Source organism: Streptomyces sp. NPDC048659 (assembly GCF_040650575.1).
GTDB lineage: Bacteria > Actinomycetota > Actinomycetes > Streptomycetales > Streptomycetaceae > Streptomyces.
On record NZ_JBEZHM010000003.1, the window covers coordinates 41,695 to 62,966 of the forward strand.

At 74.0% G+C, this 21,272-nt stretch carries 18 protein-coding genes; 11 read left to right on the forward strand and 7 right to left on the reverse strand.

Translation table 11 applies throughout. The annotated features are described in order from the left end of the window. Positions 1 to 24 precede the first annotated feature (24 nt). From AB0C99_RS03465 to AB0C99_RS03475, 3 genes are all read left to right on the forward strand, one after another. On the forward strand, positions 25 to 1,350 hold the full coding sequence (locus tag AB0C99_RS03465) for a M20/M25/M40 family metallo-hydrolase (protein WP_362468733.1): 1,326 nt from the start codon (positions 25 to 27) through the stop codon (positions 1,348 to 1,350). A 152-nt stretch (positions 1,351 to 1,502) separates the two neighbouring features. Further along, positions 1,503 to 1,736, forward strand: coding sequence for a chaplin ChpH (chpH, locus tag AB0C99_RS03470; RefSeq protein WP_362468735.1), 234 nt, complete (start codon positions 1,503 to 1,505; stop codon positions 1,734 to 1,736). A gap of 119 nt (positions 1,737 to 1,855) precedes the next feature. Next, positions 1,856 to 2,722, forward strand: coding sequence for a chaplin (locus AB0C99_RS03475; protein ID WP_362468737.1), 867 nt, complete (start codon positions 1,856 to 1,858; stop codon positions 2,720 to 2,722). Positions 2,723 to 2,771: 49 nt separating this feature from the next. On the opposite strand, the gene AB0C99_RS03480 is transcribed toward AB0C99_RS03475, so the two are convergent. Then, a complete protein-coding gene (locus AB0C99_RS03480; RefSeq protein ID WP_351662017.1) occupies positions 2,772 to 2,960 on the reverse strand; it encodes a DUF5703 family protein in 189 nt (62 codons plus the stop codon). A gap of 47 nt (positions 2,961 to 3,007) precedes the next feature. Here AB0C99_RS03480 and AB0C99_RS03485 point away from each other — a divergent pair, with 47 nt between their 5' ends. Beyond that, on the forward strand, positions 3,008 to 3,640 hold the full coding sequence (locus AB0C99_RS03485) for a hypothetical protein (RefSeq protein WP_362468739.1): 633 nt from the start codon (positions 3,008 to 3,010) through the stop codon (positions 3,638 to 3,640). Positions 3,641 to 3,731: 91 nt separating this feature from the next. Here AB0C99_RS03485 and AB0C99_RS03490 read toward each other — a convergent pair whose 3' ends face one another. After that, positions 3,732 to 5,963 carry a helix-hairpin-helix domain-containing protein gene (locus AB0C99_RS03490; protein WP_362468741.1) on the reverse strand — a complete coding sequence of 744 codons (2,232 nt, stop codon included), beginning with the start codon at positions 5,961 to 5,963 and terminating at the stop codon, positions 3,732 to 3,734. Continuing rightward, positions 5,960 to 6,937 carry an aldo/keto reductase gene (locus AB0C99_RS03495; RefSeq protein ID WP_362468742.1) on the reverse strand — a complete coding sequence of 326 codons (978 nt, stop codon included), beginning with the start codon at positions 6,935 to 6,937 and terminating at the stop codon, positions 5,960 to 5,962. Before AB0C99_RS03495 ends, AB0C99_RS03490 begins: the two co-directional genes overlap by 4 nt. 162 nt (positions 6,938 to 7,099) lie before the next feature. Here AB0C99_RS03495 and AB0C99_RS03500 point away from each other — a divergent pair, with 162 nt between their 5' ends. Together AB0C99_RS03500 and AB0C99_RS03505 are read left to right on the forward strand one after the other, a co-directional pair. Next, entirely contained in the window at positions 7,100 to 8,149 is a 1,050-nt protein-coding gene (locus tag AB0C99_RS03500) for an LLM class F420-dependent oxidoreductase (protein WP_362468744.1), read from the forward strand. 210 nt (positions 8,150 to 8,359) lie between these two features. Further along, entirely contained in the window at positions 8,360 to 9,145 is a 786-nt protein-coding gene (locus AB0C99_RS03505) for a ferritin-like domain-containing protein (protein ID WP_362468746.1), read from the forward strand. Positions 9,146 to 9,176: 31 nt separating this feature from the next. Here the strand turns inward: AB0C99_RS03505 and corA are convergent, their stop codons facing one another. Beyond that, positions 9,177 to 10,169, reverse strand: coding sequence for a magnesium/cobalt transporter CorA (gene corA / locus AB0C99_RS03510; RefSeq protein WP_362469077.1), 993 nt, complete (start codon positions 10,167 to 10,169; stop codon positions 9,177 to 9,179). A 61-nt stretch (positions 10,170 to 10,230) separates the two neighbouring features. Here corA and AB0C99_RS03515 point away from each other — a divergent pair, with 61 nt between their 5' ends. The 5 genes from AB0C99_RS03515 (at position 10,231) to AB0C99_RS03535 (ending at position 17,048) form a co-directional block, all read left to right on the forward strand. Next, positions 10,231 to 10,920, forward strand: a complete 690-nt coding sequence (locus AB0C99_RS03515; protein WP_362468747.1) for a histidine phosphatase family protein — start codon at positions 10,231 to 10,233, stop codon at positions 10,918 to 10,920. A gap of 102 nt (positions 10,921 to 11,022) precedes the next feature. Beyond that, positions 11,023 to 11,613 (forward strand): DUF3090 domain-containing protein, encoded by a 591-nt coding sequence (locus AB0C99_RS03520; RefSeq protein WP_123955225.1) that lies wholly within the window; start codon positions 11,023 to 11,025, stop codon positions 11,611 to 11,613. Continuing rightward, a complete protein-coding gene (locus AB0C99_RS03525) occupies positions 11,577 to 12,413 on the forward strand; it encodes an SCO1664 family protein (RefSeq protein WP_362469079.1) in 837 nt (278 codons plus the stop codon). The genes AB0C99_RS03520 and AB0C99_RS03525 overlap by 37 nt, the downstream gene beginning before the upstream one ends. 176 nt (positions 12,414 to 12,589) lie before the next feature. Then, on the forward strand, positions 12,590 to 13,819 hold the full coding sequence (mshC, locus tag AB0C99_RS03530) for a cysteine--1-D-myo-inosityl 2-amino-2-deoxy-alpha-D-glucopyranoside ligase (protein WP_362468749.1): 1,230 nt from the start codon (positions 12,590 to 12,592) through the stop codon (positions 13,817 to 13,819). 127 nt (positions 13,820 to 13,946) lie between these two features. Beyond that, positions 13,947 to 17,048 (forward strand): NPCBM/NEW2 domain-containing protein, encoded by a 3,102-nt coding sequence (locus tag AB0C99_RS03535; RefSeq protein WP_362468751.1) that lies wholly within the window; start codon positions 13,947 to 13,949, stop codon positions 17,046 to 17,048. A 64-nt stretch (positions 17,049 to 17,112) separates the two neighbouring features. On the opposite strand, the gene AB0C99_RS03540 is transcribed toward AB0C99_RS03535, so the two are convergent. From AB0C99_RS03540 to AB0C99_RS03550, 3 genes are all read right to left on the reverse strand, one after another. After that, entirely contained in the window at positions 17,113 to 18,303 is a 1,191-nt protein-coding gene (locus AB0C99_RS03540) for a PAC2 family protein (RefSeq protein ID WP_362468753.1), read from the reverse strand. A gap of 143 nt (positions 18,304 to 18,446) precedes the next feature. Further along, the gene (locus tag AB0C99_RS03545; RefSeq protein ID WP_362468755.1) at positions 18,447 to 19,508 is read right to left on the reverse strand and encodes an LLM class flavin-dependent oxidoreductase; all 1,062 of its coding nucleotides are present in this window, start codon (positions 19,506 to 19,508) and stop codon (positions 18,447 to 18,449) included. A gap of 154 nt (positions 19,509 to 19,662) precedes the next feature. Continuing rightward, a complete protein-coding gene (locus AB0C99_RS03550; RefSeq protein ID WP_362468757.1) occupies positions 19,663 to 21,267 on the reverse strand; it encodes a glycerol-3-phosphate dehydrogenase/oxidase in 1,605 nt (534 codons plus the stop codon). Positions 21,268 to 21,272: the final 5 nt, after the last annotated feature.

A 21,272-nucleotide genomic window follows, 5' to 3' on the forward strand; every position in this document is an offset into this window, starting at 1 on the left:
GGGCACGTAGTGGGAGGAAGCAGCGTGAGCGAGTCGAACACCGGCCGGACCGTCACGGGCGAGGACGAGGTCGTCGACCTCTGTCGTGACCTCATCCGCATCGACACCAGCAACTACGGCGACCACTCCGGCCCCGGCGAGCGGCTGGCGGCGGAGTACGTCGCCGAGAAGCTCGCCGAGGTCGGTCTCGAACCGAAGATCATCGAGTCGCACAAGGGGCGGGCCTCCACCGTGGCCCGGATCGAGGGCGAGGACCCGTCCCGCCCGGCCCTGCTCATCCACGGCCACACCGACGTCGTCCCGGCCAACGCCGAGGACTGGACCCACCACCCCTTCTCGGGCGAGGTCGCCGACGGCTGCGTCTGGGGCCGGGGCGCCGTGGACATGAAGGACATGGACGCGATGACCCTCGCGGTCGTCCGCGACCGGATGCGCAGCGGCCGCAAGCCCCCGCGCGACATCGTGCTGGCCTTCCTCGCCGACGAGGAGGCGGGCGGCACCTACGGCGCCCGTCACCTGGTCGACAAGCACCGCGGTCTCTTCGACGGGGTGACCGAGGCCATCGGCGAGGTCGGCGGCTTCTCCTTCACGGTCAACGAGAACCTGCGGCTCTACCTGATCGAGACGGCCCAGAAGGGCATGCACTGGATGCGCCTCACCGTGGAGGGCACCGCCGGCCACGGCTCGATGACCAACAACGACAACGCCATCACGGAGCTGTGCGAGGCCGTGGGCCGGCTCGGCCGCCACCAGTGGCCGGTCAGGGTCACCAAGACCGTGCGGTCCTTCCTGGACGAGCTGTCCGACGCGCTCGGCACCCCGCTCGACCCGGAGGACATGGACGCGACCCTCGCCAAGCTCGGCGGCATCGCCAAGATGGTCGGCGCCACCCTGCGCAACTCCGCCGCCCCGACCATGCTCGGCGCCGGCTACAAGGTGAACGTCATCCCCGGCCAGGCCACCGCCCACGTCGACGGACGCTTCCTGCCCGGGTACGAGGAGGAGTTCCTGGCCGACCTCGACCGGATCCTCGGCCCCCGGGTCAAGCGCGAGGACGTGCACGGCGACAAGGCGCTGGAGACCAGCTTCGACGGCGCCCTCGTCGACGCCATGCAGCTGGCCCTGCGCGCCGAGGACCCGATCGCGCGCGCCGTGCCGTACATGCTGTCCGGCGGCACGGACGCCAAGTCCTTCGACGACCTCGGCATCCGCTGCTTCGGCTTCGCCCCGCTCCAGCTCCCGCCGGAGCTCGATTTCGCGGGCATGTTCCACGGCGTCGACGAGCGGGTCCCGGTGGACGGCCTGAAGTTCGGCGTCCGGGTCCTGGACCGGTTCATCGACGCTTCCTGAGGCGCCGCCCGCGCCGCCCGCGGAAATCGACCGTACGTGCGTGGTTGACCGGAAAGAGTGAATGCCCCTGGGGGCTCGTAGCCCCCAGGATTCCCCTTCGTTACAGGGGGTGCGGTCCGCGGCTGGGACCGCATTGCCAACAAGGAGGAATAATGATCAAGAAGGTCGTCGCTGCTGCGGCTGCCACCGGTGGTCTCGTTCTCGCGGGTGCGGGCATGGCCGTCGCCGACGCGGGTGCCCAGGGTGCCGCCATCGGTTCCCCCGGCGTGCTCTCGGGCAACGTCGTCCAGGTCCCGGTCCACATCCCCGTGAACCTGTGCGGCAACACGGTCTCCGTGATCGGTCTGCTGAACCCCGCCTTCGGCAACACCTGCATCAACGCCTGACGTTGAGCATCACCCCCTGAGGGTCTGAGCCAGGCCGGCCCCGGAGTGCGCGCCATGCACTCCGGGGCCGGTGGGCATTTCGCACGCGTCCGACATGCAGGGAAGCGGGAACAACAGCAATGCGACAGGTCACACGCATCACCCGGAAGAGCATCTTCACCGTCGCCGCGGCGGGCGGCATGATCGCCCTCACCGGCGGTTACGCCCACGCCGACGCCGCCGCGGGCGGCACGGCCTCCCACTCGCCGGGCGTCGCGTCCGGCAACACGATCCAGGTCCCGGTCCACGCGCCGGTGAACGCCTGCGGCAACACCGTCAACGTCGTCGGCCTCATGAACCCGGCCTCCGGCAACCGCTGCGCCAACACGCGCGCCCCCGGCGGCTACGGCGACTCCGGCTACGGCGACTCCGGCCACGGCGGCTCCTCCGCCCACGGCAGCGCCTCCCACTCGCCGGGCGTCGGCTCCGGCAACGTCGTCCAGGTGCCGGTGGACGCCCCGATCAACATCTGCGGCAACACGGTCAACGGCGTCGGCCTCGGCAACCCGGCCACGAACAACGGCTGCGGGAACGGGGCGGGGCCGGGTCAGCCGGGACACCCGGGGCAGCCCGGTCAGCCTGGACACCCGGGTCAGCCTGGGCACCCCGGCCAGCCGGGTACCCCGGGCAACCCGGGTACGCCTGGCCACCCCGGCACTCCTGGCACGCCCGGCACCCCTGGCACTCCCGGCACGCCTGGCACCCCCGGTACTCCGGGGCACCCGGGCACCCCCGGCACCCCCGGCAGCGAAGGCGGCGGCCACCCCGGGACGCCCGGGCATCCGGCGGGGCCGAACACCCCCGGTACGAACACCGGGGGGCGGACCCCGGCCGGCCAGGAGCTCGCGCACACCGGCGCCGGGGCCGTCGGCATGGCCGTCCCGGCCGGCGCGGCCCTGCTGCTCGCCGGGTCCGTGATCTACCGGCGGGCCCGCCGCACGGCCTGATCCGCGCCGAAACGAGAGGGGCCCCGCACGGCGGGGCCCCTCTCGCGTCTCACCAGGTGGCGCGGATCTGACGGATGATGCGCCGTCGCAGCCGCACCCTGCGGCTGCCGTCCCGGCGCAAGGTCAGTCGGTCCAACTCCCAGTGCCCGTACTCGGCATGGTCGGTCAGCAGCCGGGTGGCCTCCTTGCGGGAGACCCCTCGCGGCACGTACACGTCGACAAATTCGTATTCCGGCATCGCATCTATTGTGCGGCCAAGGGCCCGGTACGGATAGCGTCTGTCCTATGTCTGATGCTGCGCAGCCCACCGCTGCCGAGGTACGCGCCGCCGCCGAGGCGGTCAAAACCGCACTGGACCGTCACCTCGCGGCGGTCGAGAGCCGCACCGGGGACGACGACCCGGCCGTCTACGTGGCCTTCAACGCGCTGGCCACGGCGGCGGAGGCGTACGACGAGGTCCTCTACGACCGGTACGACGAGGTCACTCCCTTCGAGATCCCCGGCGCCGACGACGCCCTGCCGCCCTACGCGGGGCCCGAGGAACCGCACGCCGTCAGCGTGCTGATCCGCCGCGACTACGCGGTGGTGGAACCCAAGCGCCTCGTCGCCCAGGCCCGGCGCATCGTGGACGTCGACCGGGACGGCGCCGGCGCCGGTACGACCTACGCGGCCCTCGGCACGCTCTTCGGCGAGTACGAACCTGACGAAATCGCGTCCCGTCACAAGGAATTCGGTCTGGAGGAGGGCGACTCCACCCTCTGGGTCGAGGCGACCGAGGACCTGCCCGAACCGGGGGAGTGGCTGAACTCCCCCTTCGACCACGCCGACCCGGAGCGGATCGTCTGCCGCTTCGACATCAGCGCCGTCTTCGACGAGGAGGCCGAGGAGGAGCCGGAGGACCAGCCCCAGGGGGTCTGAGCCGCCCGCCCGGCCACGACGGAGCCCACGGCCGGTGTCCCGCCCGCGCACCACGCGGGCGGGACACCGGCCGTCGGCCGTCACGGCTCCGCTACGCCTCCTCCTCGTGGAGCAGCGCCTCCAGCAGCGGGCGCAGCCGGGTCGTGCGCTCCGGGTCCAGGCCCTCGGCCACCGCGCGCGGCAGCGCCTGCTCCACCCCGTGGACGACCGACAGATGCCGCTCGGCCCGCCCGAACGCCGTGTACACCCAGGCCCGGCTGAGGCCCGCCGCCGCGTCCCCCGGCAGCACCACGACCGCCGCGGGCCAGCGCGCCCCGGCCGCCTGGTGCGCGGTCAGCGCCCAGCCGTGCCGCACCGCGCCCTCGACCCGCTCCTTCGGCACGACGACCGGGGCGCCGCCGCAGTCCAGGTGCAGCCCCTCGGCGTCGGCCGACACCACCGTGCCCGGCACCGTCCGGCCCGGCGCGGGGGAGTGCGCGACCCGGTCGCCCGGGTCGAAGCCCCCGAAGCGGCCGGGGCCCGGGTTGAGCCGCTGCTTGAGCGCCGCGTTCAGCGCGCGGGTGCCCGCCGCGCCGCCGTGGCCGACCGTGATCACCTGCGTGCCGCCGGCCGGCAGGCCGAACGCGCGCGGGATCGACTCGGCGACCAGCTGCACCGTGCGGTGCACCGCCTCGCCCGCGTCCCGGACCGGGACGATCACGACCTCCTTGCCGGGGGCGTCCACCTGCCCGAGCTCGCCCACGCCGATGCCCGAGACCAGCTCGCCGATCGGGCCCGGGTCCGGGACCCGGGAGGCGATCGCCGGGACGAGGCGGGCGGCGAGCAGATCGGCGAAGACCCGGCCGGGGCCCGCCGCGCCGAGCACGTGCGGGTCGCCGGACAGGACGAGCCGGCAGCCGTCCGGTAGCGCCTCCACGAGCAGGGCGGCCGTCTCCACGTCGAGCTGCGGCGCGTCCAGGACGACCAGCAGGTCCAGGGCGAGGGCGCCCTCCTCGTCCCGGCCGGGGCCCGCCGCGCCCGACAGCAGCGCCGCGACCGGCACCGCGCCGTCCCGCGCGGTGTGCGCCGCGAGGGCGACACGCAGGCCCCGCTCGCGGGCCGCCTCGGCCAGCGCGGCGGGCTCGGCGCGGGCCGCCTCGCCGCCGGTGTGCAGCACGAGGCCGCTCCCGCCGGCCGCGCGGGCCAGCTCGGAGCCCTCCCAGTCGGCCGCCTCGGCCGTACGGATCAGCCGGGCCAGCCCGTCGGCCAGGCTCTCCTCCGCCAGCGCGTACCGCTCAAGACCGAGCAGCACGGGCAGTACGGGCCGCTCGGGCTCCCCGGGGGCCGCCGCCGTCGCCTCGGGAGCGTCCGGCCCCTCCAGGCCCTCCTCCGCGTCCTCTTCGTCTCCGTGCTCTTCGTCCTCCTCCTGGAAGACCAGCACCGCCGCCTCGGAGATCGCGAGCTCGACCGCCTTGTCCGGCTCGGGCACCGACAGCCTGCCGAGCCCGTCCCGGACCGCGCCGAGCTCCAGGGCCGTGTGCCCCTTCAGCGCGGCCTGCTCAAGCAGCCAGGCGGTCAGCGCCACGGCCCGGCGCTCGTCGCCGGGCCCGCAGTCCGGGCCGAGCAGCGCCCGCGCGAAGCCGTCGGCCTGCTCGGCGCGCACCCCCGGGACCGCGAGGAGCTGCCAGGGGTCGTCGGCCAGCGCGCGGGCCGCGCCCTCGCCGAGCACGGCGGCGACCTGCCCGGCCAGCGCCTCGGGCGCCCCGCCGCGCGCGAGCACCTGGCGGACCGAGGCGGTGGTCTCCTCGGTCACCACGGGGGCCGCGGGCACCGGCGGGCGCACCGTCGTCTCCGGCGCGGCGGCCGGGGCGGGCCGCGCGGGCGCGGGCACCTCGGGGCGCCGCGGGGCGACCGGCGCGGCACCGCTCTCCACGGCCCGGACGGCCGCGAGGAGGTCGGCGGCCGTGCCGCTCAGCTTGGCGCCCGCGGCGACCGGCGAGCTCCGCTCGGCCTTGCGCTGCTCGATCCGCGCCCGCAGCTCCCGCTGCGCGGCGAGCTCGGCCTGCGCCTCGGACAGCTCCGGCGCCTTGGCCTCGCCGGACGCCTCTCCGGCCTCGGTGCCCCCACCGGCTTCGGCTTCGGCCTCGTCGTGTCCGTCCTGCCCGTCCCCGGAGTCGTCCGCCTCGGCAGCCCCCTCTCCGGAGCCCCGCTCGGCCTCCTCGGCCTCCGTGGTCTCCTCGCCCCCCTCGGTGCCCTCGTCGCCCGGTGACGCGGCCGCGTCCTCCGGTGCTTCGGCGGCGGGCTCGGCGGCCTCGGGCGGGGTCTCCCCGGAAGGCTCGGTCACAAGGTGCTCCAGTCGTGATCCGGATAGTGGTGCACGGGCGCCGACACATCGTCGAGGGCCCGGAAGATCTCGTCAGGAAGACTAAGGCTCTCCACTGACAATGCGGCCGTGAGCTGCTGCGCGTTGCGCGCGCCGATGATCGGGGCGGTCACCCCGGGGCGGTCGCGGACCCAGGCGAGGGCCACCTGGAGCGGGGTGGCCGCCAGGCCGTCGGCGGCCGTCGCGACCGCGTCCACGATCCGGCTCGCCGGCTCGTCCAGATACGGCTCCACGAACGCGGCCATCGCCTCCGAGCCGCCGCGCGAGTCCGCCGGGGTGCCGTGCCGGTACTTCCCGGTGAGCACCCCGCGCCCCAGCGGCGAGGAGGGCAGCAGCCCGATGCCGAGGTCGAGCGCGGCCGGCAGCACCTCGCGCTCCACGCCCCGCTGGAGCAGCGAGTACTCCAGCTGCGTCCCGGCGAGCCGGGTCCGCTCCCCGCCGAGCTGCCAGGTCCCGGCCTTCGCGAGCTGCCAGCCGCAGAAGTCGGAGACCCCCACGTATCGCGCCCGGCCGCTGCGGACGGCGATGTCCAGGGCGTGCAGCGACTCCTCCAGCGGCGTGTGGGGGTCGTAGGCGTGCAGCTGCCACAGGTCCACGTAGTCCGTGCCGAGCCGGGCCAGGGAGGCGTCGAGGGCGGCCAGCAGGTGCCCGCGCGAGCCGTCGGTGCGCCGGTCCGGGTCGGGGACGCTGCCCGCCTTCGTCGACAGGACCAGGTCCCGGCGCGGCACCAGGTTCTCCATGAGCTGTCCGAGCAGGTATTCCGCCTCGCCGCCCCCGTACACGTCCGCGGTGTCGACGAGGGTGCCGCCCGCGTCCCAGAACGCCTTCAACTGCCCGGCGGCGTCGTGCTCGTCGGTGTCGCGCCCCCAGGTGAGGGTGCCGAGTCCGAGCCGGGACACGCGCAGGCCGGTCCGTCCGAGATGCCTCTGCTCCATGGCCGCGAGAGTACTGGCCAGGGCACCACGGGGAGAGAGCCTGTGGACAACCCGTCCACAGGCGGCCTGGTAGTACCGTCCGGCCGCCTCCTGACGAATCGCGGGGGTGCGCGCTAGAGTCCCGCCCACAGGGACGTTACCGATGGGTAAGGGGTACGTGGCATGCGGCTCGGCATCAACCTCGGCTACTGGGGCGCGGGCATGGACGGCGACAACCTCGCCGTGGCGCAGGAGGCGGACCGCCTCGGCTACGACGTCTGCTGGGCGGCGGAGGCGTACGGCTCCGACGCGCCCACCGTGCTGTCCTGGGTCGCCGCCAAGACCGAACGGATCGACGTCGGCTCGGCGATCATGCAGATCCCGGCCCGGCAGCCCGCGATGACGGCGATGACCGCCGCCACCCTCGACTCGCTCTCCGGCGGGCGCTTCCGGCTCGGCCTCGGCGTCTCCGGGCCGCAGGTCTCCGAGGGCTGGTACGGCGTGAAGTTCGACAAGCCGCTGGCCCGCACCCGCGAGTACGTGGAGATCGTCCGCAAGGCGATGTCCCGCGAGCGCCTCACCTACGAGGGCGCCCACTGGACCCTGCCGCTCCCCGGCGGCCCGGGCAAGCCGATCAAGCTCACGGTGCACCCGACCCGCCCGCACATCCCGCTCTACATCGCGGCCATCGGCCCGAAGAACCTGGAGCAGACCGGCGAGATCGCCGACGGCGCCCTGCTGATCTTCCCGGCCGCCGAGCACCTGGAGGACACCGCGCTGCGCCACCTGCGCGCGGGCCGCGAGAAGGCCGGGCTCACCATGGACGGCTTCGACGTCCACCCCACCCTGCCGCTCGCCCTCGGCGACGACATCGACGCGCTGGCCGACATCTTCCGCCCGTACACCGCGCTGTACGTCGGCGGCATGGGCAGCCGCAAGCAGAACTTCTACAACCAGCTCGCCCAGCGCATGGGCTACGAGAAGGCCGCCGCCGAGATCCAGGACAAGTACCTGGCCGGCGACAAGGCAGGCGCCGCCGCCGCCGTACCGCGCCAGCTGATCGACCAGACCACCCTGCTCGGCTCCGTCGACCGGATCGCCGACCGGATGAACGCCTACGCCGCCGCCGGGGTCACCACCCTGACCCTCGCCCCGGCCGGCTTCACCCTGGACGAGCGGCTGGCGGCCCTCAGGGCGGGCGTGGAGGCCCTGGAGCGGGCCGGGCTCGCGTAGCCGGAGCCGACAGAGGAAGTCCGCGGCCGTGGTGGGGGCTCGGGGGGTCTTCCCCGCCACGGCCGTCACGCAGCACAACGCGCGGGCGCGGCCGGGGTTACGCGCCGGACGGCACTCCGCCTGTCCTTCGTTCGGCCCAGTCCGCCCGGCCCTCCTGTTGCCCGACCGCGCACGGCCCACTTGACTCGTACTCCACGGGAGGTGGCAGCCATGCTCACGGCCAAGAGCCTGTTCCAGGAAATCATCGACGACGACGAGTCCTTCCAGCTCTTCTGCTCCATCGCCGCCAGCGGCGAGGCCCAGGGAGGCTGGGAGAACGCGCGCATCGCGGCCCTCGTGGCCCCCGGGATGCGGGACCTGGCCCCCAAGATCACCCGGCACGGCGCCGACGAGGACAAGCACGGCCGCATCTTCAACGCGTTGATGAGGAAGCGCGGCCTCGACCCCGTCCCCGTACCCCCCGACACCGACTACACGATGCTGCTCGAACGGCGCGGCATCGGCCTCGCCCACGACAAGCTGCGCCGCGACGAGCCCCTCACCGAGCGGGACATCGTCGTCTACCTCGCGCACAGCCGCGTCACCGAGGAGCGCGCCGCCGCCCAGATGCGGCTGCTGGTCCGGTACTTCGGCGACGACCCGGACCTCGGCAAGGCCATCAGAATGATCTGCGCCGACGAGGACAACCACCTCGCCTACTGCCACGAGGAACTGCTCCGCCTCAACCGCGCGGGACACGGCCGGCTCATCCAGGGCGTCCTGCGCGAGTCCGCCCTCGCCGAGATCCAGGTCTACCGGGACGTCAGCCTCGCCGTGATGCGGCACATGGGGCGCGTCCTGCGCTGGCCGAAGCCCAAGGCCGCCGCGCTCGCCGCGGGCATCCACGGCGTGTACGCGTACGAGCGGGCCGCCGGCTGGCACCGGATGGTCGGCCTGCGGATGCCGGAGCGCCGCGACGCCCTCGGCGGCCCCGCGACCCCGGTCCCCGCCTTCTGAGCCTTCTGGGCCCGCGCCCTCCGGGCCCGGCTCACATCCAGCCGCGCCGCTTGAACAGCCGGTACAGCCCGGCCACGATCCCCGCCATCAGCAGGAGCACCGCCGGATAGCCCGCCACCCAGTGCAGCTCCGGCATGTGGTCGAAGTTCATCCCGTAGATGCCCGCGACCATCGTGGGCACCGCGGCCATCGCCGCCCACGCGGAGATCTTCCGCATGTCGTCGTTCTGCCGCACGCCCATCTGCGCCAGATGCGCCGACAGCATGTCCGAGAGCAGCCGGTCCAACCCCTCCACCTGCTCGTTCGCGCGCAGCAGATGGTCGGTGACGTCCCGGAAGAACGGCACCGAGGTCTCGTACACGAACGGCACCGTGCCCGTGGTCAGCTTCGCCATCGGGCCGACCAGCGGGACCGAGGCCCGGCGGAACTCCAGGACCTGCCGCTTGGCGTTGTAGATCCGTTCCGCCGTCCGCGCGGGGGCGCCGCCCATCGGCGCGAAGACGTCGGCCTCCAGCTCCTCCAGGTCCACCTGGAGCTCCGCCGCCACGTCCAGGTAGTGGTCCACGACCGCGTCGCCTATCGCGTACAGCACCGACGTCGGCCCCTGCCGCAGCACCTCCGGATCCGCCTCCAGGCGCTTGCGGACCTCCGCCAGCGGGGCGCCCTCGCCGTGCCGCACGGTCACCACGAAGGAGTCGCCGATGAAGACCATCAGCTCGTCCGAGGTGACCCGGTCGCTCTCCGGCTCGTACACCACCGGCTTGAGCACCACGAACAGCGAGTCGTCGTAGATCTCCAGCTTGGGCCGCTGATGCGCCTTGAGGGCGTCCTCCACGGCCAGCGGGTGCAGCGCGAACTCGCTGGAGACATGGGCGAACTCCGCCTCCGTGGGCTCGTGCAGCCCCACCCACAGGAAGGCGTCCCCGGTCGCCCGCGCCTCGTCCAGGGCGTCGGAGAGGTCGGCCGGGCCGTCGGTCCTGCGCCCGTCCCGGTAGATGGCTGAATCCACGATCACGGGCCGTATTCTCCCCCGAGGTCCGGCTTCGCGCACCCGTCGCCCCGCCCGCGCCCGTACGCTGGCCGCCATGGCCACCCTGATCCTCGTCCGGCACGGACGTTCCACCGCCAACACCTCCGGGGTGCTCGCCGGGCGGACGCCCGGGGTCGCGCTCGACGAACGCGGCGCCGCGCAGGCCGCCGCGCTGCCCGGCCGGCTCGCCGGGATCCCGCTCGCCGCCGTCGTCTCCAGTCCCCTCCAGCGCTGCCGCGAGACCGTGGCGCCGCTCCTCGACGCACGCCCCGGACTCGCCCTCCACACCGAGGAGCGGATCAGCGAGTGCGACTACGGCGACTGGTCCGGCCGCAAGCTCGCCGAGCTCGCCGACGAGCCCCTGATGGAGGTCGTCCAGGCGCACGCCTCCGCCGCGGCCTTCCCCGGCGGCGAGTCGATGCGCGGGATGCAGGCCCGCGCGGTCGACGCCGTCCGCGACTGGAACGCCCGGATCGAGGCCGAGCACGGCGAGGACGCCGTCTACGCGATGTGCTCGCACGGCGACATCATCAAGTCGCTCGTCGCCGACGCCCTCGGCCTCCACCTGGACCTCTTCCAGCGCATCCACGTGGACCCCTGCTCCGTGACGGTCGTCCGCTACACGCGGCTGCGCCCCTTCCTGGTCCGCCTCGGCGACACCGGCGACCTCGCCGGGCTCGCCCCGCGCGAGACGCCGGGCGGCGCCGGGACGGCGGAGGTGGGGGGCGGCGCGGGCGCACCGTGATCCTCCCGCGCAGTAGGGTGGACGCGCCGCCGTAGCAGCACCGCGCGGCACCGCAGCAGCCCACGACAGCACCACAGTCGAGACCCATAGGGAGTCCGGAACGTGTCCCGTCAGGTGTTCCTCTACGACCCACCGGAGCGTTTCGTGGCCGGCACGGTCGGGCTGCCTGGCCGCCGTACGTTCTTCCTCCAGGCGTCCGCGGCCGGCCGGGTCACCAGCGTCGCCCTGGAGAAGACCCAGGTGGCGGCCCTGGCCGAGCGCATCGACGAGCTCCTGGACGAGGTCGTCCGGCGCACCGGCGGCAACGCGCCCGTCCCCGCGGTCGCCCCCGCCGAGATCGCCGACACCGCGCCCCTGGACACCCCCGTCGAGGAGGAGTTCCGGGTCGGCACCATGGCGCTCGCCTGGGACGGCGAGGAGCAGCGGATGATCGTCGAGGCGCAGGCGCTCGTCGAGCTCGACGCGGACTCCGAGGAGGACCTCGCCGCGGCCGAGGAGCGGCTGCTCCAGGACGAGGAGAACGGCCCCCCGATGCTGCGCGTCCGGCTCAGCGGCGCCCAGGCCAGGGCCTTCGCCAAGCGCGCCCTGGACGTCGTCAACGCGGGGCGCCCGCCGTGCCCGCTGTGCAGCCTGCCGCTGGACCCCGAGGGCCATGTCTGCCCCCGCCAGAACGGATACCGGCGCGGCGCATGAGCGGTGACCGGACCCCCGCCGCCGTGGACCTGCTCACCCGGGGGGAGCTGACCGTCCACGGCCAGGTCCGCGAGGCGTCCAACGCGGTGCTGTTCTGCTCCGTCGCGTACGGGGACGAGCGCGCGGACTGCGTCTACAAGCCCGTCATGGGCGAGCGCCCCCTGTGGGACTTCCCCGACGGGAACCTGGCCCGCCGCGAGGTCGCCGCCTACGAGCTCTCCGAGGCCACCGGCTGGGGCCTGGTGCCGCCGACCGTGCTGCGCGAGGGGCCCTACGGCGAGGGCATGGTCCAGCTCTGGGTCGACGCCGACCCCAAGGCCGAGCTGCTCGCGCTCGTCGACGGCGAGGAGGCGGGCGCGGGCTGGAAGGCCGTCGGGCCCGCCCAGGTCGCCGAGGACCGCACCGCGCTGCTCGTCCACGCCGACACCCCCGCACTGCGCCGGATGGCCGTCCTGGACGCCGTCATCAACAACGGCGACCGCAAGGGCGGCCACCTGCTGCCGACCCCGGACGGACGCCTGTACGGGATCGACCACGGCGTCTCCTTCCACGTGGACGACAAGCTGCGCACCCTGCTGTGGGGCTGGGCGGGCGAGGAGCTGACCGAGGAGGCCGCCGGCGTCCTCGACCGGCTGGCCGGGCGGCTCGCCCCCGGCACCCCCTTGGCCGAACGGCTCGCGGGGCTGCTCACCGCCGCCGAGGTGGCCGCTCTGCGGGAGCGGGTCGCCGTGCTGCGCGGGACCGGGCGGCACCCCGTACCGTCCGGGCAGTGGCCGCCGATCCCCTGGCCGCCGGTGTGACGGCCGCCCGGTCCCGGCGCCCGCGCGGCGGGACCGATGCTTTTCGGCCAAGGGGTACGGAGGGGTAAGACCCCCGGGGGGTATGCACGATCCCGCGCGCCCCGCAAGACCGCCTAATCGGTCAAGATCCCGGATGCGGTTCGTATCCGGAACACCTGTCCGGTTACGCTCAGGACATGCATGCCTGGCCCGCTTCTGAGGTCCCCGCCCTGCCCGGCAAGGGCCGCGACCTCCGGATTCACGACACGTCGACCGGCGGACGAGTGACCCTCGCCCCCGGCCCTGTCGCCCGTATCTACGTCTGCGGCATCACGCCGTACGACGCGACCCACATGGGTCACGCGGCGACCTACAACGCGTTCGACCTCGTTCAGCGCGTGTGGCTCGACACCAAGCGGCAGGTTCACTATGTCCAGAACGTGACGGACGTGGACGACCCGCTGCTGGAGCGGGCCGTGCGCGACGGGATCGACTGGGTCGGCCTCGCCGAGCGCGAGACCGCCCTGTTCCGCGAGGACATGACCGCGCTGCGGATGCTGCCCCCGCGGGACTACATCGGCGCGGTCGAGGCCATACCCGGCATCATCCCGCTCGTCGAGCGCCTCCGGGACTCCGGCGCCGCCTACGAGCTGGACGGCGACATCTACTTCTCGGTCGAGGCCGACCCGCACTTCGGCCAGGTCTCGAACTACGACACCGAGCTGATGCGCCACCTCTCCGCCGAGCGCGGCGGCGACCCGGACCGCCCGGGGAAGAAGAACCCGCTCGACCCGATGCTGTGGATGGCCGCCCGCGAGGGCGACCCGAGCTGGGACGGCGGCAGCCTCGGCGCCGGGCGTCCGGGCTGGCACATCGAGTGCGTCGCCATCGCCCTGGACCACCTCGGCATGGGCTTCGACGTGCAGGGCGGCGGCTCCGACCTGATCTTCCCGCACCACGAGATGGGCGCCTCGCACGCCCAGTCGCTCACCGGCGAGTTCCCCATGGCCAAGGCGTACGTGCACGCCGGCATGGTCGGCCTCGACGGCGAGAAGATGTCGAAGTCGAAGGGCAACCTGGTCTTCGTCTCCACCCTGCGCAAGGAGGGCGTCGACCCCGCCGCCATCCGCCTCGCGCTGCTCTCGCACCACTACCGCGCCGACTGGGAGTGGACCGACCAGGTCCTCCAGGACGCCGTCGACCGGCTCGGCCGCTGGCGCGCCGCCGTCTCGCGCCCCGACGGCCCGTCCGCCGACGCGCTCGTCGAGGAGCTCCGCGAGGCGCTCTCCGACGACCTGGACGCCCCGGCCGCGCTCGCCGCGGTCGACCGCTGGGCCGCGCTCCAGGAGGCCGAGGGGGGCACCGACGAGTCCGCCCCCGGGCTCGCCTCCCGCGCCGTCGACGCGCTGCTGGGCGTCGCCCTGTAGGGCGGGCGCCGGGGTGCGCCCCGGCGTCGCCCCCGCTTCACCGGACCGCCCCCGGACTTCTCGCCAAGTCCGGGGGCGGTTCCCTTTTGTCCTGTCGCCATGCTCGATTCTGCGCTAAACAGGCGCCATGCAATCATCAATGCGCATGAGAGCTGCAGTCGCCGGTGCACTGCTCGGCCTGCTCGCCGCCTTCGCCGGACCCGGCGGCAGCGCGGCGGCCGTGCCCACAGGCATCACCGGCCCCACCGATACCGACGGCACCACGGAGACCGGCGGCACCACCGTGGGCGACCTCACCGGATTCGCCGCCGACGGACCCGTCTACCGGCTGACCGCCGGCCGCGCCCAGGCCCGGATCAGCTTCGTCTCCGCCGAGACCTTCCGCATCGAGCTGGCGCCCGACGGCACGTTCACCGACCCCACCGGCCGCGACATCGTCCTGCCGCAGGGCCCGCCGCCCGCCACCCGCTGGGCCGACCGCGGCGACCGCTACGAACTGAGCACCGCGCGGGTCACCCTGCGCGCCTACAAGTCGCCGCTGCGCTTCGCCGCCGTCCGCGCCGACGGCACCCCGCTCTGGTCCGAGACCCAGGGCCTCACCTGGGACAAGGACCGCACCACCCAGTCCCTGGCCCGCGCCGCCGACGAGCAGTTCTACGGCGCCGGGATGCAGAACGGGCGCGGCAACACCTCCCACCGCGGCAAGACCGTCGAGGTCGGCGTCGACTACGACTGGAACGACGGCGGCCACCCCAACTCCGTCCCGTTCTACCTCTCCTCCGCCGGCTACGGCGTCTACCGCAACACGTACGCCCCCAACACGTACGTCTTCGGCGAGCCCGTCACCACCACCGCCCGCGAGGAGCGCTTCGACGCCTACTACTTCGCGGGACCCCGCCCGGGCGCCCTCAAGGACGTCATCGGCCAGTACACGAAGCTGACCGGCAAGCCCTTCATGCCGCCCGTCTACGGCCTGGAGATCGGCGACGCCGACTGCTACCTCCACAACGCCAACCGGGGCGAGCGGCGCACCCTCGACGCCCTGAAGGTCGCCGACGGCTACGTCGAGAACGACATGCCCAACGGCTGGATGCTCGTCAACGACGGCTACGGCTGCGGCTACGAGGACCTCCCCGAGGCCGCCCAGGGCCTCCAGCGGCGCGGGACGCAGCTGGGCCTGTGGACCGAGGACGGCATCGACAAGCTCGGCGAGCAGGTCAGGGCCGGCCAGCGGGTCGCCAAGCTGGACGTCGCCTGGGTCGGCGAGGGCTACAAGTTCGCCCTCGACGGCTGCAAGGACGCCCACGCCGGCATCGAGGCCCACAGCGACGCCCGCGGCTTCACCTGGGCCCCCGAGAGCTGGTCCGGCGCCCAGCGCTGCGGCGTCCAGTGGTCCGGCGACCAGTCCGGCAGCTGGGAGTACATCCGCTGGCAGATCCCCACCTACGCCGGCGCCTCCATGTCCGGGCTCGCCTACACCACCGGCGACGTCGACGGCATCTTCGGCGGCAGCGCCAAGACGTACACCCGCGACCTCCAGTGGAAGACGTTCCTGCCGGTCACCATGACCATGGACGGCTGGGCCGCGCAGGACAAGCAGCCCTTCCGCTACGGCGAGCCCTACACCTCGATCAACCGGGCCTCCCTCAAACTCCACGAGGCCCTGCTGCCGTACATCTACTCGTACGCCCACGAGGCCACCAGCACCGGCGTCGGCCTCGCCCGGCCGCTCGCCCTGGAGTACCCGGACGACCCGGTCGCCGCCACGGACGCCGCGAAGTACGAGTTCCTCAGCGGCCGGGACTTCCTCGTCGCCCCGGTGTACAAGGACGCGGTGGAGCGCGACGGTATCTATTTGCCCAAGGGCACCTGGATCGACTACTGGAACGGCCGCGTCTACCAGGGCCCGACCACCCTCGACGACTACAGCGCCCCGCTCGACACCCTGCCGCTGTTCGTCCGCGCCGGGGCCGCCGTGCCGATGTGGCCGGGCGGCATCCGCTCGTACACCCAGCGCACCCCCGGCTCCGCCCTCGCCTGGGACGTCTACCCGCAGGGCCGTTCCTCCTTCACCCTGTACGAGGACGACGGCGTGACCCGCGAGCACCGCGACGGGCGGTACGCCACCCAGCGCGCCGACGTCCGGGCGCCCCGCTCCGGACCCGGCGACGTGAGCGTGCGGATCGGCCCCAGCGAGGGCTCCTACACCGGCAAGGCCGCCGCCCGCCCGTACGCCTTCACCGTCCACACCGGCGACGCCCCCCGCGCCGTCACCCTGGGCGGGCGGACGCTCAAGGGCCTCGGTTCGAAGGCCGCGTTCGAGGCCGCGGGCCAGGGCTGGTGGTACGACAAGGACGACCGCGGCGGCGTGGTGCGGATCAAGACCGCCGCCCAGCGCACCGACCGCGGCTTCACCTTGCTCCTCAGCGGCACCAGCGCCGTCGGCGGGGCCGTCCCCGGCGCCGCCGCCTCGGCCGCCGCCCCGGCCGGGCAGGAGCTGGGCGCGGGCGTGCCCGGCACGGTCGCCGTCGACGTCACCGCCGGCAGCAGGGACGCCACCGGCGTCTCCGTCGGCCTCGGCGTCCCGGCCGGCTGGCGGGTCGCCCCGGCCGCCCCGATCGCCCGCGTCCCGGCCGGCACCACCCGGCGGGTCGAGCTGACGGTGACCCCGCCGCCCGGCGCCGCGCCCGGGGAGGCCACCCTCACCGCGAGCGTCCGCCACCGGGCCGCCGGAGTGGACCGCACCGCCCTGGGGCGGTTCGCCGTCGGGGTCATGCCCCCGCCGCCGACCGGGCCCGCCTGGGCGAGCGACCTGGTCTGGCTGACGTCGTCCAACGGCTGGGGCCCGCCGGAGCGCGACCGCTCCAACGGCGAGTCCGGGGCCGCCGACGGGCACACCCTCACCCTGGCGGGCACGACCTACGCGAAGGGCATCGGGGCGCACGCCGACTCCGACATCGAGGTCTACCTCGGCGGGCGCTGCACCGCCTTCACCGCCGACGTCGGCATCGACGACGAGATCAACGGCTACGGGGAGGTCGCCTTCTCCGTCGAGGCCGACGGCAGGGTGCTGTGGACCTCGCCGAAGGTGACGGGCGCCTCCGCGACCGTGCCGGTGCGGGTGGACCTGACGGGCGCGCGCCATGTGCGCCTGAAGGTCACCGACACCAACGGGTCGAAGAGCGGCGACCACGGGGACTGGGCGGGCGCGCGCTTCGACTGCGCCTGAGCCCCCCCCGGAAACGCCGGTGGGAGGGGCGGCGGCGCCACCCCTCCCACCGGTTGTGGAACGGTCAGTCCTCCGAGGTCCCGGGGGTCCCCGAGGTCCCAGGGGGCCCGGAGGCGTCGGGGGCGTCGGGGGCGTCGGCGGTGTCCGGCGTGCCCGGCTCGGTCTCGTCCGGGGTACCGGCCGCCTCGGCGGCCCCGTCGGCGTCCTCGCGCGTGGCCCCGTCCTCCGCGCCCTCGGCCCCCGCGTCCGCCGGATCCGCGTCCGCCGCACCCGCGGCCGGCGGCTCCGGCTCGGTGCCCGGGACCGCCTCCGGGCCCGGCTGCTGCGGCTTCGGCGGGCGGGTCCGCTCACCGGCGCCGTCGCGCAGGTACGGGGTGTCGCCGCCCTCCGTGGCCACCGGCCCGGGTCCCGAGCCCGGCTCCCGGCGCCGCAGATAGCGCTCGAACTCGCGGGCGATGGCCTCGCCGGACGCCTCCGGCAGCTCGGCCGTGTCCCGCGCCTCCTCCAGGGTCTGCACGTACTCGGCGACCTCGCTGTCCTCGGCGGCGAGCTGGTCCACGCCCACCTGCCAGGCCCGCGCGTCCTCGGGCAGCTCGCCCAGCGGGATGCGCAGGTCGATCAGGTCCTCCAGCCGGTTGAGCAGGGCCAGCGTCGCCTTCGGGTTCGGCGGCTGCGACACGTAGTGCGGCACCGCGGCCCACAGGCTCACCGCCGGCACCCCGGCGTGCGTGCAGGCTTCCTGGAGGATGCCCACGATGCCCGTCGGGCCCTCGTAGCGGGTCTCCTCCAGGTCCATCGTGCGCGCAAGGTCGGGGTCCGAGGTCACCCCGCTGACCGGCACCGGACGGGTGTGCGGGGTGTCGCCGAGCAGCGCGCCCAGGATCACGACCATCTCCACGCCCAGCTCGTGGGCGAAGCCCAGCAGCTCGTTGCAGAACGAACGCCAGCGCATCGACGGCTCGATCCCGCGCACCAGGACCAGGTCCCGGGGCTTGTCGCCGCCGATCCGCACCACGGAGAGCCGGGTGGTGGGCCAGGTGATCTTCCGGACGCCGCCGTCCAGCCACACCGTGGGCCGGTTGACCTGGAAGTCGTAGTAGTCCTCGGCGTCCAGCGCCGCGAACACCTCGCCCTTCCACTCCCGGTCCAGATGGGCGACCGCCGCGGAGGCGGCGTCACCGGCGTCGTTCCACCCCTCGAACGCGGCCACCATGACCGGGTCGATCAGCTCGGGTACCCCCTCGAGCTCGATCACCCAGCGCCTCCTTCGTCGAAGTTCCTGTCGTACGGACCAACCTTACGGCTTTCCGGTGGCCCGCCCGGAGCCCTCGGACCCGCCCGAAAGCCGTCCCGGCGTTGATCGACTACCCAGGAACCCGCGTCGGCACGCGTGCCGGCTCACTCCTCCCAGAGCGTGCTCGGGGCCTCCTTCCGCAGCACCGGGGCGATCTCCTCCGCGAAGCGCTCCAGGGTCTCGATCTGCTCGGCGGTGGACTGTCCGAAGGCGTCGACGGTGACCGACTGCAGATCGTGCCGGTACACCGCGTGATAGCCGAGGAGCTTGTCGATGATCTGCTGCGGGGAGCCGATCAGCTGCGGGCCGCCCGCGATGGCCTCCTCGATCGTGACGAAGGGCGTGTTGTAGCCGGCCCGGCCCGCCAGGTGCGGGCGGAAGTTCTGCCGGGTGCGCGCCTCGTACAGCTCCTTGTAGCGGGCGACGGCCCGCTCGTGGGTGTCGGCGATGAGCAGCCCGCCGGAGCCCGCCGCCACCCGGGCGTCCTTCGGGTCGTGCCCGTACGCCTCGAAGCGCTCGCGGTAGTGGGCGATCAGCTTCGCGTACGCCTCGCGCGGCTGGATGGCGTTGGCGGTGAACAGCGGGTCGCCGTGCTTCGCCGCGAGCTCGGGGGAGTTGAGGCTGGTGGCCGAGCCGTGCCAGACGCGCGGCGCCCCCGCGTACGGGCGGGGCACCGTGGTCACGTTCTTCAGCGGGGGACGGAACTCGCCCTCCCAGTCCACGCCCTCCTCGGTCCACAGCCGGCGCAGCAGCTCGTAGCGCTCCTTCTGGAGGTCCCACTGCCGTGCCTCGTCCAGGCCGAAGAGGTCGAAGTGGCCGGCCTCCGCGCCCTTGCCGACGACCAGCTCGACCCGGCCCCGGGAGAGCAGGTCGAGGGTGGCGAAGTCCTCGGCCACCCGGACCGGGTCGAGGACGGCGACGACGGTGACGCCGGTCAGCAGCCGGATCCGGGAGGTGCGGGACGCCAGGGCGCCGAGCAGCACGGAGGGGCTGGAGGAGAGGAAGGGGCCGGTGTGCCGTTCGCCGATCGAGTACGCGTCGAAGCCGAGCCGTTCGGCGGCCTCGCCGACGGCCAGGACCTGCTCCAACCGGTCCGCGGGGGCGTCGAGTTCGCCGGTGAGGGGGTGGGGGAGATGGCCGATGAGGGAGAGCACCTGAAACTTCATGCTGCCACTCTGCGCGCGCAGTGTTGCGGCGTTGTGGCGGCGATGTGGCGGCGCGCGCGGGGGAGCACGGAGGGACGCGCGCGCCCGCGCGGGGGCACGCGTAAGGGGCGGTCTCCATGGGAGACCGCCCCTTACCCCGCGTGTGCGGCGCGGGCTACTTGCGGAGCATGTCCTCGACCTTGCCGCGGATCTCGTCCGTGGCGAGGCCGCGGATGGTGAGCGTGGTGCGGCGGCGCAGCACGTCGTCGGCGGTCTCGGCCCACTCGTGGTCGCGGGCGTAGGCGACCTGGGCCCAGATCTCCGGGGCGTCCGGGTGGACCCGCTCGGCGAGCTCGGGGTTCTCGTTCGCCATGCGGGCGATGTCGAAGGCGAGCGAGCCGTAGTGGGTCGCCAGGTGCTTGGCGGTGTCGGCGGACATGCGCGGGCCGGGCGCGGGGCCGTCCACGAGGAGGCGGTGGGCGACCGCGTTCGGGTTGGCTATGCCGGGCAGCGGGAGCCGCTTCGGCAGCGTCGACACCGGCTCGTAGGACTCGCCCAGCGGGTGGCCGGGGAGGGACTCCAGCTTCTTCATGATGGTGCGGCCGATGTGGCGGAAGGTGGTCCACTTGCCGCCGGCCACCGACAGCATCCCGCCGCGGCCCTCGGTGACGACCGTCTCGCGCTTGGCCTTGGAGGTGTCGCCGGGCCCGCCCGGCAGCACCCGCAGACCGGCGAAGGCGTAGGTGATCAGCGAGCGGTCGAGCTGCTGGTCGCGGATGGAGAAGGCGGCCTCGTCCAGGATCTGGGCGGTGTCCTTCTCGGTGACCGCGACCTCGCCGGGGTCGCCCTCGTACTCCTCGTCGGTGGTGCCGAGCAGCAGCATGTCCTCCCAGGGGAGGGCGAAGGTGATCCGGTACTTGTCGATGGGGGTGGCGAGCGCCGCCTTCCACGGGGAGGTGCGCTTGAGGACCAGGTGCGCGCCCTTGGAGAGGCGGATGGAGGGGGCCGCGTTGGGGTCCTCCATCTTCCGCAGGTGATCCACCCACGGGCCGGTGGCGTTGAGCACCAGGCGGGCGCCGACGCCGAACTCCTCGCCGTCGAGCCGGTCCTTCAGCTCGGCGCCGGTGACCCGGCCCCGGGTGAAGCGCAGCCCGGTGACCTCGGCGTGGTTGAGGACGACCGCGCCGGCCTCCACCGCCGCGCGGACCGTCATCAGGGCCATGCGGGAGTCGTTCATCTGGTCGTCGCCGTAGACGGCGACGGCCTTGAGGTCCTCCGTACGGAGCTCGGGGACGTCCTGCGCGGCCTTGGCGGGGGAGAGCAGGTGGCCGACGCCGTCGCCGAAGGCGGACAGGGCGCTGTACGCGAAGACGCCGGCGCCGAGCTTGGCGGCGCCGTGCGGGCCGCCCTTGTAGACGGGCAGGTAGAAGGTGAGCGGGTTGGCCAGGTGGGGGGCCACCTGGCGGGAGACCGCGCGCCGCTCGAAGTGGTTCTCGGCGACGAGCTTCACCGCGCCGGTCTGCAGGTAGCGCAGGCCGCCGTGGAGGAGCTTGGAGGAGGCGGAGGAGGTGGCGCCGGCGAAGTCGCCGGCGTCCACGAGGGCCACCCGCAGCCCGGACTGCGCGGCGTGCCAGGCGGTGGAGATGCCCAGGATGCCGCCGCCGATCACCAGGAGGTCGTACGTCGCCTTGGACAGCTGCTCTCTGGTCTCGGCGCGGGTCGGGAGGGAACCGGCGGCCGGGTGCATCCCCAGGGAGGGGAGGCTCTGCAGGGTGGTCATCGCGA